Source organism: Gilliamella sp. B2772 (genome assembly GCF_026536985.1).
Taxonomy (GTDB): domain Bacteria; phylum Pseudomonadota; class Gammaproteobacteria; order Enterobacterales; family Orbaceae; genus Gilliamella; species Gilliamella apicola_E.
This window is the reverse complement of the sequence record NZ_JAFNNB010000004.1, coordinates 127,070-141,252: the sequence shown is the minus strand read 5'-3', so window position 1 is coordinate 141,252 and position 14,183 is coordinate 127,070. Positions and strand designations below refer to the sequence as shown.

Annotated in this window: 13 protein-coding genes and 2 tRNA genes; 2 read left to right on the top strand and 13 right to left on the bottom strand. The window is 36.1% G+C overall.

What is annotated here, in order from left to right; translation table 11 throughout:
- Together nagA and J3T98_RS09610 are read left to right on the top strand one after the other, a co-directional pair.
- Positions 1 to 1,143: an N-acetylglucosamine-6-phosphate deacetylase gene (nagA, locus tag J3T98_RS09615; protein WP_267362722.1), complete on the top strand. Its 1,143-nt coding sequence runs from the start codon at positions 1 to 3 to the stop codon at positions 1,141 to 1,143.
- A gap of 36 nt (positions 1,144 to 1,179) precedes the next feature.
- Positions 1,180 to 2,412, top strand: coding sequence for an ROK family protein (locus J3T98_RS09610; RefSeq protein ID WP_267330803.1), 1,233 nt, complete (start codon positions 1,180 to 1,182; stop codon positions 2,410 to 2,412).
- A 45-nt stretch (positions 2,413 to 2,457) separates the two neighbouring features.
- Here J3T98_RS09610 and asd read toward each other — a convergent pair whose 3' ends face one another.
- From asd to J3T98_RS09545, 13 genes are all read right to left on the bottom strand, one after another.
- Positions 2,458 to 3,561, bottom strand: a complete 1,104-nt coding sequence (asd, locus tag J3T98_RS09605; protein ID WP_065562737.1) for an aspartate-semialdehyde dehydrogenase — start codon at positions 3,559 to 3,561, stop codon at positions 2,458 to 2,460.
- Positions 3,562 to 3,836: 275 nt separating this feature from the next.
- Entirely contained in the window at positions 3,837 to 5,918 is a 2,082-nt protein-coding gene (locus J3T98_RS09600) for a prolyl oligopeptidase family serine peptidase (protein ID WP_267362721.1), read from the bottom strand.
- Positions 5,919 to 6,066: 148 nt separating this feature from the next.
- A complete protein-coding gene (locus J3T98_RS09595; protein WP_065733663.1) occupies positions 6,067 to 6,498 on the bottom strand; it encodes a PTS sugar transporter subunit IIA in 432 nt (143 codons plus the stop codon).
- Positions 6,499 to 6,509: 11 nt separating this feature from the next.
- Positions 6,510 to 7,508 carry an SIS domain-containing protein gene (locus J3T98_RS09590; RefSeq protein ID WP_065562740.1) on the bottom strand — a complete coding sequence of 333 codons (999 nt, stop codon included), beginning with the start codon at positions 7,506 to 7,508 and terminating at the stop codon, positions 6,510 to 6,512.
- Positions 7,505 to 8,590, bottom strand: a complete 1,086-nt coding sequence (locus J3T98_RS09585) for an SIS domain-containing protein (protein WP_267362719.1) — start codon at positions 8,588 to 8,590, stop codon at positions 7,505 to 7,507. The genes J3T98_RS09590 and J3T98_RS09585 overlap by 4 nt, the downstream gene beginning before the upstream one ends.
- 10 nt (positions 8,591 to 8,600) lie before the next feature.
- Complete coding sequence (locus tag J3T98_RS09580; RefSeq protein ID WP_065562742.1) at positions 8,601 to 9,425, bottom strand: PTS system mannose/fructose/sorbose family transporter subunit IID; 825 nt, start codon at positions 9,423 to 9,425, stop codon at positions 8,601 to 8,603.
- A complete protein-coding gene (locus J3T98_RS09575) occupies positions 9,406 to 10,236 on the bottom strand; it encodes a PTS mannose/fructose/sorbose/N-acetylgalactosamine transporter subunit IIC (protein WP_220225430.1) in 831 nt (276 codons plus the stop codon). Before J3T98_RS09575 ends, J3T98_RS09580 begins: the two co-directional genes overlap by 20 nt.
- 14 nt (positions 10,237 to 10,250) lie before the next feature.
- Entirely contained in the window at positions 10,251 to 10,718 is a 468-nt protein-coding gene (locus J3T98_RS09570; protein WP_065562744.1) for a PTS sugar transporter subunit IIB, read from the bottom strand.
- Between the two features lie 11 nt (positions 10,719 to 10,729).
- The gene (locus tag J3T98_RS09565) at positions 10,730 to 11,413 is read right to left on the bottom strand and encodes a GntR family transcriptional regulator (RefSeq protein ID WP_065562745.1); all 684 of its coding nucleotides are present in this window, start codon (positions 11,411 to 11,413) and stop codon (positions 10,730 to 10,732) included.
- Positions 11,410 to 12,132 (bottom strand): GntR family transcriptional regulator, encoded by a 723-nt coding sequence (locus tag J3T98_RS09560; RefSeq protein WP_081299500.1) that lies wholly within the window; start codon positions 12,130 to 12,132, stop codon positions 11,410 to 11,412. The genes J3T98_RS09565 and J3T98_RS09560 overlap by 4 nt, the downstream gene beginning before the upstream one ends.
- 319 nt (positions 12,133 to 12,451) lie before the next feature.
- Positions 12,452 to 12,528, bottom strand: a tRNA-Pro gene (locus tag J3T98_RS09555).
- A gap of 25 nt (positions 12,529 to 12,553) precedes the next feature.
- Positions 12,554 to 12,629, bottom strand: a tRNA-His gene (locus tag J3T98_RS09550).
- Positions 12,630 to 12,753: 124 nt separating this feature from the next.
- Complete coding sequence (locus J3T98_RS09545; protein ID WP_267342355.1) at positions 12,754 to 14,043, bottom strand: serine dehydratase subunit alpha family protein; 1,290 nt, start codon at positions 14,041 to 14,043, stop codon at positions 12,754 to 12,756.
- Positions 14,044 to 14,183 lie beyond the last annotated feature (140 nt).

Below are 14,183 nucleotides of genomic sequence, written 5' to 3'. Positions count from 1 at the left end.
ATGTACGCATTAACAAATTGTCGTATTTACACTGGTTATGAAATTCTTGAAAATCACGCCGTTATTATTGACGGCGATAAGATTGCCAAAGTTTGTAAACAAGAAGAACTACCAGCTAATATCACTACTGAAGATTTACAAGGTGCCATTGTTGCACCGGGTCTTATTGATATTCAAGTCAATGGTTGTGGTGGTGTACAATTTAATGAGACCCTCGATGCGTTAAGTGTCGAGACATTAGAAAAAATGCAAAAAACTAACCTAGTTTATGGTTGTACTAGCTATTTACCAACTTTAATCACATCAACTGATGAATTTATGATTAAAGCAGTAAACGTTATGCGTGAGTATTTGGCTAAACACCCAAACCAAGCATTAGGTTTGCATCTTGAAGGCCCTTACATTAATCCAGAAAAGAAGGGTATTCATAATGTAAATTACATCCGCCAACCTTCACAAAAAATGATCGACTTTCTTTGTGAAAATGCTGATGTCATAAAAATCATTACGTTAGCCCCAGAAAAAGTTGAATCTCACTATATTAAGCAATTAGCTGATGCTGGTATTCATGTTTCTGTCGGTCATTCTAACGGTCATTATGAAGATTGTCGTCGTGGTTTTAATGCTGGTATTCGTTTAGGAACGCATCTATTTAATGCAATGCCTTATATCACTGGACGAGAGCCCGGTGTTGTTGGCGCAATTTATGATGAACCCGAAGTTTATGTCGGTATTATTGCTGATGGTCAACACGTAAGTTGGGCTAATATTCGTAATAGTCATAAAATTAAACAAGATCATTTAATTTTGATTACCGATGCTATGTTATTAGCAGGGTCTAATTTAACCTCTGGCGTATTTGCTGATAAAACTATTTATTATAAAGATGGCCGTTGTGTTGATGAAAAAGGTACTTTAGGTGGTTCAGCATTAACTATGATTGAAGCAGTTAAGAATGCAGTTGAATATGTTGGTATTGCTTTAGATGAAGCACTAAGAATGGCAACGCTTTATCCTGCAAAAGCAATTGGTGTTGATAAACAACTTGGTACAATTAGTGAAAATAAAATTGCGAACTTAGTTATTTTTAATCGTGATTTTTCAAACGTGAAAACGGTTGTTAATGGAGTAATGACCCGCTAGAATGTTAGATAGTTAATGAAAATATTGAGATAAAATATGACCTTTAATTATCTACACCTAGTTGGCAATGCTGAGCTAATCAAACAATTAAATTACGCTATGATTTACCGTTTGATTGTTCAGCAAGCCCCAGTTTCACGGATACAACTCGCCGAAATTAGTCAATTAGCACCAGCCAGTATAACCAAAATTACTCGCCAACTTATTAAAAAAAATTTAATCAAAGAAGTTGATGCACAGCAATCAACTGGTGGGCGTCCGGCTGTGTCAATACAAGCAAAATTTGGTTACTATCAGACTATTGCCATTCAATTAAGTCGTTCCCATGTTACCATTGAACTATATGACCTTGGTGCTAACTGTTTAGTATCTGAAGTTTATCCATTAACCTCGTTTACCCAAGAATCAGCTGAAGAATATTTAATTGCATTAATTGAACAGTTCATAGAGCAAAATAGCAAAAAAATAAAACATCTTGTTGCTATATCAGTGGTATTACCAGGTTTGATTGACTCTGTTCGCGGGATTATTCGTTATACACCTCATATTCAAGTTAAAGCTTGGCCTCTAGCTGATGCTCTTCGTAATAAATTTAACATTTCGATTTTTATTGGCAATGATATTCAAAGTTTAGCTTTAGCCGAAAGTTATTTTGGCTCAACTCAAGATGTTGATGACTCAATTTTGATTCGTGTACATCGCGGTGTGGGATCGGGTGTAATTGTCAATCAGCAACTATTAACAAACCATAATCAAAGTGCTTGTGAAGTTGGACACATCCAAATCGATGCGTTAGGAGAGCGTTGCCATTGTGGAAATTTTGGCTGTTTGGAAAATCGTGTAGTAAATAAAGCAATCGAGTTTCGAGCTAAACAGATGATTGAGCAAGGTTATCCAACTAAATTAAGTTTAGATAACTGTAATATTTCCACTATTTGTAAATATGCTAATCAAGGCGATGAGCTGGCAATTAAGTTAGTCAAAGATGCTGGTGAAAATCTTGGTCGTGCTGTTGCTATGATGGTGAATATTTTTAATCCACAACGAATTGTGTTAGCGGGTGAATTAACTAAATCATCAGAAGTGTTGTTAAATGCGGTAAACAGCGCGTTAAACGCACAAAGTTTAGAAGAGTTGAGAAAAAATCTTACTATCAATTGTTCATCGCTTAATGACCGTTCAGCAATTGGTGCATTTGCATTGATACAACAAGCGTTATTTAATGGTTCATTATTAATGACATTGTTAGAAAACAACATTACATTATAATGTGCATATATCACAAAAAAAGCCCGGCTACCGGGCTTTTTTTGATTAAGCTAAGATACGAAGCATTCTTCTTAATGGTTCGGCAGCTCCCCATAATAACTGGTCGCCAACAGTAAAGGCTGATAAATAGTCTTTACCCATATTAAGTTTACGTAAACGTCCTACTGGCGTAGTTAATGTACCAGTAACAGCTGCTGGAGTCAGCTCACGCATTGATAAATCACGATCGTTAGGTATAACTTTAACCCAATCATTATGTGCAGCAAGTAATTTTTCAACTTCTGGCACACTGATGTCTTTTTTGAGTTTGATGGTAAATGATTGACTATGGCAACGTAATGCACCAATACGCACGCAAAGTCCATCAACAGGAATAATTTGGCTAGTACCTAAAATCTTATTCGTTTCAGCCTGGCCTTTCCATTCTTCTTTACTTTGACCATTATCAAGAGCTTTATCAATCCAAGGGATTAAACTACCCGCTAATGGCACACCAAAATTATCTGTTGGTAAACTACCATCACGCATTTTTTGCGTCACTTTCCGTTCAATATCTAAGATCGAAGAATTAGGGTCTTGTAGCTCTTTAGCTACTTCGGCGTTTAACATGCCCATTTGGGTAAGCAATTCACGCATATGACGCGCACCGCCACCTGAAGCAGCTTGATAAGTTGATACCGATACCCAATCAACTAAGTTTTCAGCAAACAATCCACCAAGCGACATTAACATTAAACTTACAGTACAGTTACCACCAACAAAGGTTTTGATACCTCTATCTAAAGCTGCATGAATATTAGCTTTATTGACTGGATCAAGAACAATGATTGCTTCATCTTCCATTCTCAATGTTGATGCCGCATCAATCCAGTAACCTTGCCAGCCAGTTGCACGCAATTTTTTATAAATTTCAGAAGTATAATCACCACCTTGGCAAGTCACTATAATATCTAATGCTTTCAAAGCATCAATATTATCGGCACTTTGTAATGTTCCTGTTTTACCACCAAAGGTAGGGGCAGCTTGACCAGCTTGAGAAGTAGAAAAGAACACAGGATTGATATAATCAAAATCATGCTCTTCAACCATACGTTGCATAAGGACGGAACCAACCATTCCACGCCAACCAACAAAACCAACATTTTTCATATTTTATTTCCAACGGTAGATGTTATATAAAGAAATCTTTATTGACTATTAAAACAAAATATCACCATAAAACAAGTGAGATAAGAATTATTTTTTAAGAGTATTAAAAGATAATAGCGAATTATATAAAACTATCGTTATTTAAATTGCTGGCTAGTTTTTATTGATATTCCTTTTCCAGATAATTTTTCACGATGATAAGTACGCCCAAATGACTTATTTGATGATGAGGATTGTCATAAATAATATTAACTCTAATATTAACTATTTTTTAATTATGGTGTTGGCGTGGTTTTCCAAATAAAAAACTCGACTGTATTTAGAAAATTATCAAAAAAATGCCCTTCATATTGATCTGCTACAACTAATACCTGCTGTTTTTGGGTATGGTTTATCTCATTAAGACGAGCGATAAATTTAGCACTTTGCCATGGTGCTACACGTTCATCTTTCAAACCTACCGAAATCATAACCGGTGGATACGTAACATAATCTTTTAAATTTAAATAAGCATCTATTTTAGATAAATCCTTTAACTGTTTTAAGTTTAATGGCGAGCCAAACTCAGCAAAGTTTGCTTTACCAATGGCGATTTTATCTAATCGACTCATATTTAACATACCCACATTAATAGATGCCGCAGCAAAAAGTTCAGGATGTTTAGCTAATGCCATTCCAATTATAATACCACCAGCACTCTCACCGCTGATAACTAGCTTAGATGGTTGAGTAATATTATGATTAATTAAATATTGTGCGCATGTTATAAAGTCATCAACTGAGTTTTGTTTATTAGCTAAGCTACCGCCAATATGCCAATCTTCGCCTAATTCTCCACCTCCTCGAACGTGAGCAATTGCAATTATTCCACCTCTTTCAAGCCAAATTAAACGTGTAGCATCAAAAAAAGCGCGCTGACTTACACCATATGCACCATAGGTAGTCAACCATGTAGGAGCAGTACCATCATATTTGATCCCTTTAGGATGAATAATCGTCATAGGAACAAGTGTTCCATCGTTTGATTTTACCCATTGTTGTTCAGCCTCATAGTTTGCAAACGAAAAAGCACTGGGATTAATCATTTTTGAATCTTGAATTGATCCATTATCGGGGTTATAGGTAAATATTTTCGGGGGAACAGTCCAATTTTGAGCAGTAAATAATATTTCTTTGCGATCAGTATCACTAAAAATGGCTGTTATTTCTTCATTATTTGCAAGAGAAATCGATTTAACATAATGAGGGTCAGTAAAAGGAATAGCAACAAACTTAGGTGTTTCTGACTCATGATAAGCTAAGTAAATAGCATCTTTACTTGCTGCAAATTGGGTCAAATCTCCATTTTGCCATTCCATAATTTTTTCTTCTAATTGGCTATTCTTATTCAAATTCACGCGCGAAATAGTATAACCAGACAACACATTGTATTTAGCTAAATATAACCAATCATCTTTTAGAATAAAATTGGTAACTTTTTGTTTTCTATCGATGATTTTTTGCCAATGAACTTTAGTATTATTAAGATTATCATAATGTGTAAGGTATAAATCGATACTATAACCAGATATAGAAGATGAGATAAACGCAATAGCCCAATTACTAGAAAAAGATAAGGCTATATTTTGATCGGTAACGGGGTCATAACCAGTTATTTGATTTTTACTAAAGATTAAGACATCATCTTTTGTCTTAGTATTTAGATGGTGCAAATATAACTCTTCCGTGCCCGATTTTGGGCTATTTTGTTGATATTTATCATTTCTTTTATAAAAAAAAGATAAATTATCATTTGACCAAATAATGCTTGGATCCGATATGCCAGTTATATGATCATTAAGATGTGATTTAGTTTTTACATTGATAATTTTTATTGATGATATCTCAGCACCATTTTCATAAATGCTATAAGCAATATATTGCCCATCACGTGACGGATAAAAATCATATATACCATAACCAATAGGAGGGTCTATCAACAATTTTTCATTATTGTAGCGATCTCTAACAAAAAGGCGATTATACGGATAATCTGCTGTTTGTTTGAAATAAAAACAATTATCGCCTACATATTGAATATCAGAAATTCTAGGTTCAGAACCAAAATCAGTTAATTGATTAAATCGTTTACTGACAGTTTTTGACCATGGTAATGCATCTAGTATGTTGACGGTTCGTTCAGACTCAGATAATAACCAATTACTGATTAACTGTGGCTGATTTTCCATCCAACGGTATTTATCGTTCGCTTCGATTTTTTTTAACGTTAATTCATTATTAGTTGTACAACAGCAACAAATACTACTTAACAAGAGAATCAATATTATGATAAATGTTTTCTCTTTTAATATAGTCAAATTTACCTACCTATTAATTCTATATATAATTCAAGGCTTAGATAAAAAGGTATAACTAGTAATGAATAAAAGCAAATATAATTTTATTTGAGTTAAAAATATATTTGCCTTATTAAAGTTAAATTAATTGATTATTTATCTGACCAGCTTAAAACTCTTCATCTTCTATTATTGATGACGTCATTGACACCATATTATAGTGCTCAATACTTTGTTGAGCTGTTTGCATTAGTTCTGATAGTAAATCATCTAACGCCATTTGTGTTCTTAGCATAAATGTTGCCAATAACATGGGTATATTCACCCCAGTAACAATTTCTAGATTTGGATAATTGGCCATTAATCTGGTTAGTGTGTTAAAAGGGGTTCCGCCTTTTAAATCCACCAAACACAATATTGCCTCACCTTGTTGAGCAAAGCTTGCTAAATGATTTTCAATCTGCTGTTGAAACTCATCTAACGATTGCCCCATTAAAAAGGGCACTGCTTCACATAAGGTTTGTTTACCACAAATCATCTCGGCACTTACGATCAGACTTTGAGCAGTAGGTCCATGAGTACTGATTAATACCGCAACCATTGTTGCTCTCCTTAATAATCCAAGCAACGATAGTAGCGACGAATAGTCATTGGGTGCCGATTTAAGTGTTCAACGTAAGCATCAATTCGGTTATTTATCGTTCTAAACACAAACGGTGATAAATGACCACGATATTTTTCTGATATACCCGGTAATGGATAGTCTTTGGTATCAATAATGGTGTAGTTACCACAAATTTGTGGTAAGAATTTTGCCACTCTTTCACTTAATGGACGTTGACTATCTTCACCAACATAAACAGTTACAGCTGTATCACGGTCAATCACTTCTAATGTGCCATGGAAAAATTCAGCAGACTCGATCGATTTTGAACGTAGCCAGTGTTGCTCTTCCCAGTAGCACATCGCATGAGAATAAGTTGCACCCCATTGGTTGCCAGCGCCGACAAAATAGTGCATAGCATCGTTATGATGTTTCAATGCGACTTCTTGCCCGAATGCATCAGCTTTTTTCGCCACTTCGACGATATTTTTAGCAAAATGTTGATCCATTTGTTGATAAAATTCATCATAATCAGGGTATTCGCCCGCCAAATACATTAAGCGATCAGCGGCCATAAAGAATTTCAATTGCTCATTCATTGGGTAAGAAATCACATGGTGCGCCATTTTACCTAATGGTGAATCGGCTTTATCTAAAAAGGCTAAAACTGTTGCACCCACATCTTGTTGAATTTTATTAATAGCCTCAACGACCTCTTGGGTTGAGCCTGTAACAGATGAGATGATAATTAAGGTGTCTTTGGTTATACGCTTATTGCCGGTCACCAGATATTCCGCTGCATGTTGAATAAAGGTTTCAATGGCTGATTTTTCTTTCATATGGACAACTGCTTGCATCGATGAAGCGTAAGTTCCGCCAATACCTAACCAGCACACATTACTGTAACCACGGGAGTGAATTTTATCGATAAATTCATTGATTTGTGGACGAAGTGCTAATGCGCCATTCATGCTGTCGAGTTCTTTTTTTTCATCGTATTTTCTCATGCTCTAATCCTCTTAATTTTAGATTTAGTAATTTCATCAAATTCCGGATATGTTGATTTTTCCAGATTGTGACCTTTTAACTGTGATACTTGATAGCTAAGTAAGTGAATAGGAATTGTCATAAACAGCGAAGTTAATCGCTCATCACAACTGATACCTAGACATAAGTCATTTTGTGTTCGGTTGCCTTGTTGATGTGCATAAATTGTTACAACATTTTTCACATACTGATTTAAGAATTGTTTTAAGGAATCGGCTCTTTGCGCCAGTCTTCCTTGCGGTTCAATAAAAATGATTTGATCATCGCTATGCAAACCCAGATAAGGGCCATGCATATACTCTTCGAGCTCTTTACCCAACGCAGTGTTGCGTACGGTTTCGGTAAATTTAGTTTCTCCTTCCCTTGCAACCCCGTAGGTAGCACCGTAACCGATCAATATTACCCGTTGAGCTAGAGTATATTGATCTTCAAGGCGATTAACCCAAGCTTGTGAACGCTCAATGACTTGTGGTAATAATTGGGTAATCGTTTTAATCTGATTCATATAGTCATCAAATTTGGCTTGATTAATGGTTTCGGTTTTTTGTCCAATAATGAGGCTAATTAAGATCAAATCTAAAATAGTGATACTATAACCGGCACTGACATAAGGCATTTCTTCAATCGGCATCCCCATAGATAAAACGTGATTGCTAACTTGATACAAAGGACTTTGTGGATTGCTGGTCAGGCTATATATCGTCTTGTTATGGTGAATAAATTCCTCAACTAAATGAATGGTTGAATAACTCTCTCCACCTTGTGAAATGGCAAAATAGAGTGTATTTGGATCGTTATAGTGCAGGTAATTGGCCGCCATTGAAGGATCTTCAATATAGACAGGAATCTTCAACAGTTCGCTCATTATTGGTCTTGCACCATAAGCAGCATTAGCACTGGAGCCAGTGGCGAAAATGACAATGGCATTAAGCTGTCTTATTTGACTTAAATCGATATGATCGGCAAATAACGTCTTATAATTATCTAAAACAGCTTGATAATATTTCGGCTCTAATGCGACATAATCAGCAATACTTTTCATTGTTAATTCCTCAACTTCCTAATAACCCAGTCCAGGCACCGAAAATACCAATGGCGGCGATAAGTAGAAGGATCCAATGTGCTTTAACGCCTTTTCTCACCAATACAAACATAAATAGCGTAAAGAGTAACGGTAGGATCTGTGGCACAATGCCGTCAAAAATATCTTGTAAGGATGCCGAATCATCACCGGTACCTATTTTCAATGGCATATTGAGTGTCACCATGGTGGCAACCATTGCCCCGACCACACAGAGCCCGAGTACTGAAGCACCATAGGACAATTTATCCATTAAGCCCGTTTTTTGCACTTTTTCAATAAAGGACGCGCCAATGTTATAGCCAATTAATAAGCCAAAATATCGTGCTAAAATCGCCGGCACATTAAAGATAAGCAGGAATAACAATGGACCTAAAATATTGCCTTCCAGCGCTAAAGAGGTGCCAATGCCGGTGGCAATAACACGTAATGTCCCCCAGAAAAAAGAGTCACCTAAACCACTCAACGGCCCCATTAACGCAATTTTGACATCATTAATCGAACTTTTATCAAATTCACTATCGGTGGCATTTTGTTCTTCCATAGCAATACAGATGCCTAAAGGGAAAGTAATTAACCAAGGGGTAACATTATAAAATTCTAAGTGGCGTTGATAGGCATCGGTAAGGTCCACTTGATTATCACTATAAATTTTATCTAAAGCCGGGCGCATGGCATAGGCATAGCCTAAGTTCATTTGCCGTTCATAATTCCATGACCATTCAGCGGTGAAAGAGCGCCAAAAAGTTCGGGTTAATTCTTTATTGGTTATTAATTTAGAATTCTTCGTTTTCATAATCGATCTCCTGTGCACCTAAAACGTTGCCAGTTGTTAGCTTCTGACTGTCTTGCTCTGTTACGCCTTTTTTTCCATTAAATGAGGAGTAACCGGTCAAAATAAGTGCTAGGCAGGCACCAAAAATGGCCACGCCAGTAACAGGCACTTTCATATAAACGGCTAAAGCAAAGCCAAGAACAAAAAAGGTGACATTGGTTTTTTTAATCATAATTTTCATTAACATAGCAAACCCGAACGCCGGTAATAAGCCGGTGGCAATACCTAAACCATCGATAATAAAGCGAGGAATCATTTCTAATAAGCCATTGACCGCTGAACTACCGAATAAGTAGGAGAATCCAACCACTAAACCAATTGGCAGATTGATTGAAAAGAAACCACCGAGTATGTTCATTCGATCCATACCTTTGCCGTTACCTTCGCTGGCGTATTTATCGGCTTTGTGAACAAAGTAAGGAAGAATAAAAAGAAAACATAAATTTTTGACTAATAAAACCAGTGATGCAATTGGAATGCCCAGTGCTAAGGCGATTTCGGTGCTTTTCCCTGCGCCAATGGCAAAAGCGGTACCTAAAACACTGCCGGAAATTATTTCCGGTGGAATGGATGCACCGATTGAAAACGATCCGACAAACGCTAATTCTAACGTTGCCCCAATTATAATGCCTTGTGTGATATCACCCATGACTAAACCTGCTAAGGTACAAGTCACTAACGGTCTGGATAACATTGATGAACCTAAAAAGTATTCACCATTTGCTAACATCGCAATCAAAGCTAACAGTAATGCGGTTAATTCGATACTCATTTTGTACCTCTCAACTATTTCTCAAATTTCTGCTTTGATTCACTTGGAATTTGCTGAATGTAGATATCAATACCGTCTTGTTGCAATTTGGTCAGTAAATCTGCTTCAAGATCGGTTAAATTGATGGTTTTAGAGTAGTTTTTTGTGCCTTCACGTGGTTTAGTACCACCTAAATTAAGGCTGGTTATTTTGCCTTGCGTGCCACGGATTAATTTTTCAGCATCTGCTACTGATTCAACGACTATCAGCATTTGATATTTATCAGTTGCGCCTGAGTTTATCGCCTCAATACTGTCATCAATTGATTTCATCACTAATTTTGCATGCTCTGGCTTAGCCAAACGAATCGCAGATTTACGTAGTTCGTCGTTGGCTACAACATCATTAGCAACTAAAATCGTGTTTGCATCCATACTTTCGAACCATGAAACAACAACTTGACCATGCAATAAGCGATGATCAACGCGTAACAATTTAATCATTGGTGTACCTCCTAAGTGAAATCGACCACATATTTGGTATTACTAGCAAACTTATACTCGAGAGCAATTGGTTCGCTATTAGTATCAAAATAGTGATTAGAAATTTTAAATAATGGGTCGTTAATCTGGATTCGAAGTTGTTTAGCGAGCTCGGAGTTGGCCACAATCAGTTGCAAATCTTGTTCTAATTTATCGACTTTTTTCTTGCCTGAATTGATGATTTCGAGCGCAGATAACACTTTGATAATTGAAATTTGAAAATCGGGAAAGTTATTTAATGGCAGGACAAAAATCTCTTTCGTAATACTGTTTTTTGCCACTTCAAGGAAGCTAATGTAATAGATCAGTTCAGCCGGTTTTATTTTTAGTAATTGACTGTAATATGCACCTGCTTGTCTTAAGTAAGCTTCTTTGATTACTTTTTTGTGATTGGGGTAGATGTATGGTTTTATGATACCTGTCATCTCTAAAATATTTTGGGTCGAGAGCGTTGGCGCAACAAACAGACCAACTCCTTTTTTCCTAACCACCATATTTTGATCAACTAATCGATCTATTGCTTTACGGACAGTTGTTCGACTTACATTATAATCTTTTTGCAATTGCCCTTCGGGTGGTAACTCAGCACCAACGCCATATCGTCCGGTATTTATCTGCTCGAGTAATTGAGCGGCAATTTTTTCAAATAGCTTCATTTATGTTTTTCCTCATAATTGAAGATATTTTTGGCCGATAAGTGATACCGAAATCGGTTACCAATCAAATATTGTTCAGTATATTCAAATGGTTGAAAATTATTATCGTAACTATAACTTGATACTTTATAGATAGGTGTTCCTTCGGCAATAGCTAAATACTCTGCTTTATCTTCGGTCGCCGCTTCGTAGGTGATCTCTTCCCGTCCATGGCTTGGTGTAAAATGATAATGCTCTTTAAGGTATTCATAGAGCGAAATGTTATTTAAGTCCTGTTTTTCTAAATCGGTAAATTTTTCTGAAGGGAGATAATTGATTTCATAAGAAAGCGGTATTTTCCCCAAGAGACGTTGTCTGATAATTCTAATTAGTTGCTGGTTAGATCCGAAAAAGGTACGCAATTGTGCAGGCATCTTTATAATTTGATTGGACAATACTTTTATTTCAATTTGAACATTTTCTTCTTTTTGGATCTCTTCACTAAACGAAGACATTTTTAGCATATTGATTTCAAAAACATTGTGTTCCGGGCTATAGTTATCTGCTTGAAACATATAACTTTCCATAGCTAAATCATGCAAGGCTTTCCTGACGGTTGTTCGGCTTACCTTAAAAAATTCGGCAAGTCCTCGCTCAGTCGATTTTTCCGTAATAATTTTAGGATTTGCTCTTATTTGTTCTTCTACATCGGTTTTAGACGCAATATCACGATATTCCAAAGATCACACTCCAATTACTGGGCTTTTTTAATTCACAGATATATCTTAAATCACATAATATAGTTCAAAAAATAGATAAAAAAATACATGTTGTCAATTTTAAGTACCAAAAGTGTAAGGGAGATCACAAATTTTATGAGAAAGTTAATAAAATCAATTAAATGAATATTAATTAGGGTTGGCAGCGGGGTAAAATAGCAGCAGATAATGCGTTAAATAAACACTATAAAGCAACTGTTTATATGCTATTGCTGAGAATACAAGCGATAAAGCGGATAATAAAAAAGCCTACTCATTGAGCAGGCTTTTTTATATAAATTGGTCGGCGAGAGAGGATTCGAACCTCCGACCCACTGGTCCCAAACCAGTTGCGCTACCAAGCTGCGCTACTCGCCGTTAGATGTTTCATACTTTGCATAAATGGGGTGGCTAATGGGATTCGAACCCACGACAACTGGAATCACAATCCAGGGCTCTACCAACTGAGCTATAGCCACCATATGAAGTAGGACGAAATATTACGCATAAAAAATAATATTGTCCAGTATATTTTTTAAAAATAATGCTAATTGGTTATATTAAAAGCGCTTAAAGTCTATTCTTTTACCATCAGGGATAACATTAGACTTTATGCGACATAATATCAATTATCTGAGTATCCAATGCTTTCATACTATTACTTGCAATCGCCCCTAGATTATTAATGGTCGTTTCAACACTATCACAAACAATGCCTTCATTACCGGTTACTCGAATCCTATTTAAAGCCATCAATACAGCTTTAAATCCAGATGAAACCGATGTTGACACTTTCATTGCACAACTATTTGATGCACCATCACATATTATTCCTGACAAATCACCAACCATATTGCATATTGCCATATCTACTGGCTCATATTGCTCTTTTCCAAGCAACCATGCCATACCAGCAGCAGCGCCCATTGCAGCCGTTGATGCTGCACAAAGTGCTGATAAAGGTGGGAATTTGCTATGTATATAGATCGCAATAGTATGAGATAAAATTAATGCTCTAGCTAATTGCTCTGGCGTCGCATTTAAATAATCGGCGACAACAACTACCGGCATAGTTGCTGTTATCCCCTGATTACCCGATCCGGAGTTACTCATTGCAGGTAAAGTCGCACCACCCATTCGTGCATCAGATGCTGCTGCGGTGCGAATCATCACTTTGGACAGCAAGTCATCTGCTAACAATCCTGTTTTTGTTTGTTCATACAATGTTGCAGCAATACTTAAACCATATTCTCGCCTTAATCCTTCTTGTGATAAAGCATTGTTTAATTCTGCCGAATGTAAAATAAATTCGATATCATCAAAATTAGCTTGCGTTGCAAACTCATATATCTGTTTGACTGACATATGGTTTATGATCGACTCTTGTTTAGATTCACCTTGTGTTCTTTTATCTGCTTTGAAAATAGTTTCACCATTTTTTTCGATCAAAATTACGTTAGTATGTGAGTTTTCGATGCATACCCTAACATGATCGGTATTCGTATAAATATTGGCTTCAGAATAAATAGCAGTATTATTATCAGCAATTTGTACATTAACTTTATGTTCACTAATTAACGTTTTAGCCTGATTAATTTGTTTTGGTTTAATATTTTTTAATACTTCAAGGCCAGCTTGAGCATCGCCACCTATTGCCCCAATTGCTGCGGCAATAGGTAATCCAACCATACCGGTACCTGGAACAGTAACGCCCATGCCGTTTTTCATTAAATTTGGCGAAACAAAAGCCTCAATACGATTAATATTATTTTTATCAATATATTTAGCTGCAACTGCAGCAGCCAAAGCAAGCGAGATAGGCTCTGTACAACCAAGAGCCGGTAAAACTTCGTGTTTCACCAATTTAATTAATTGTTGCCAAGTTAGTTTCATTTATTATCTCCATATAGCTAACAATAAATAGTGAAACGTTCAATTTATAAATAATGTGACTATTTTATTCTATTTAACTTGAAAACTGAATGTACTGCTCACATATTACATAACAAGTTAGTTAAAAAATATTAATGAAA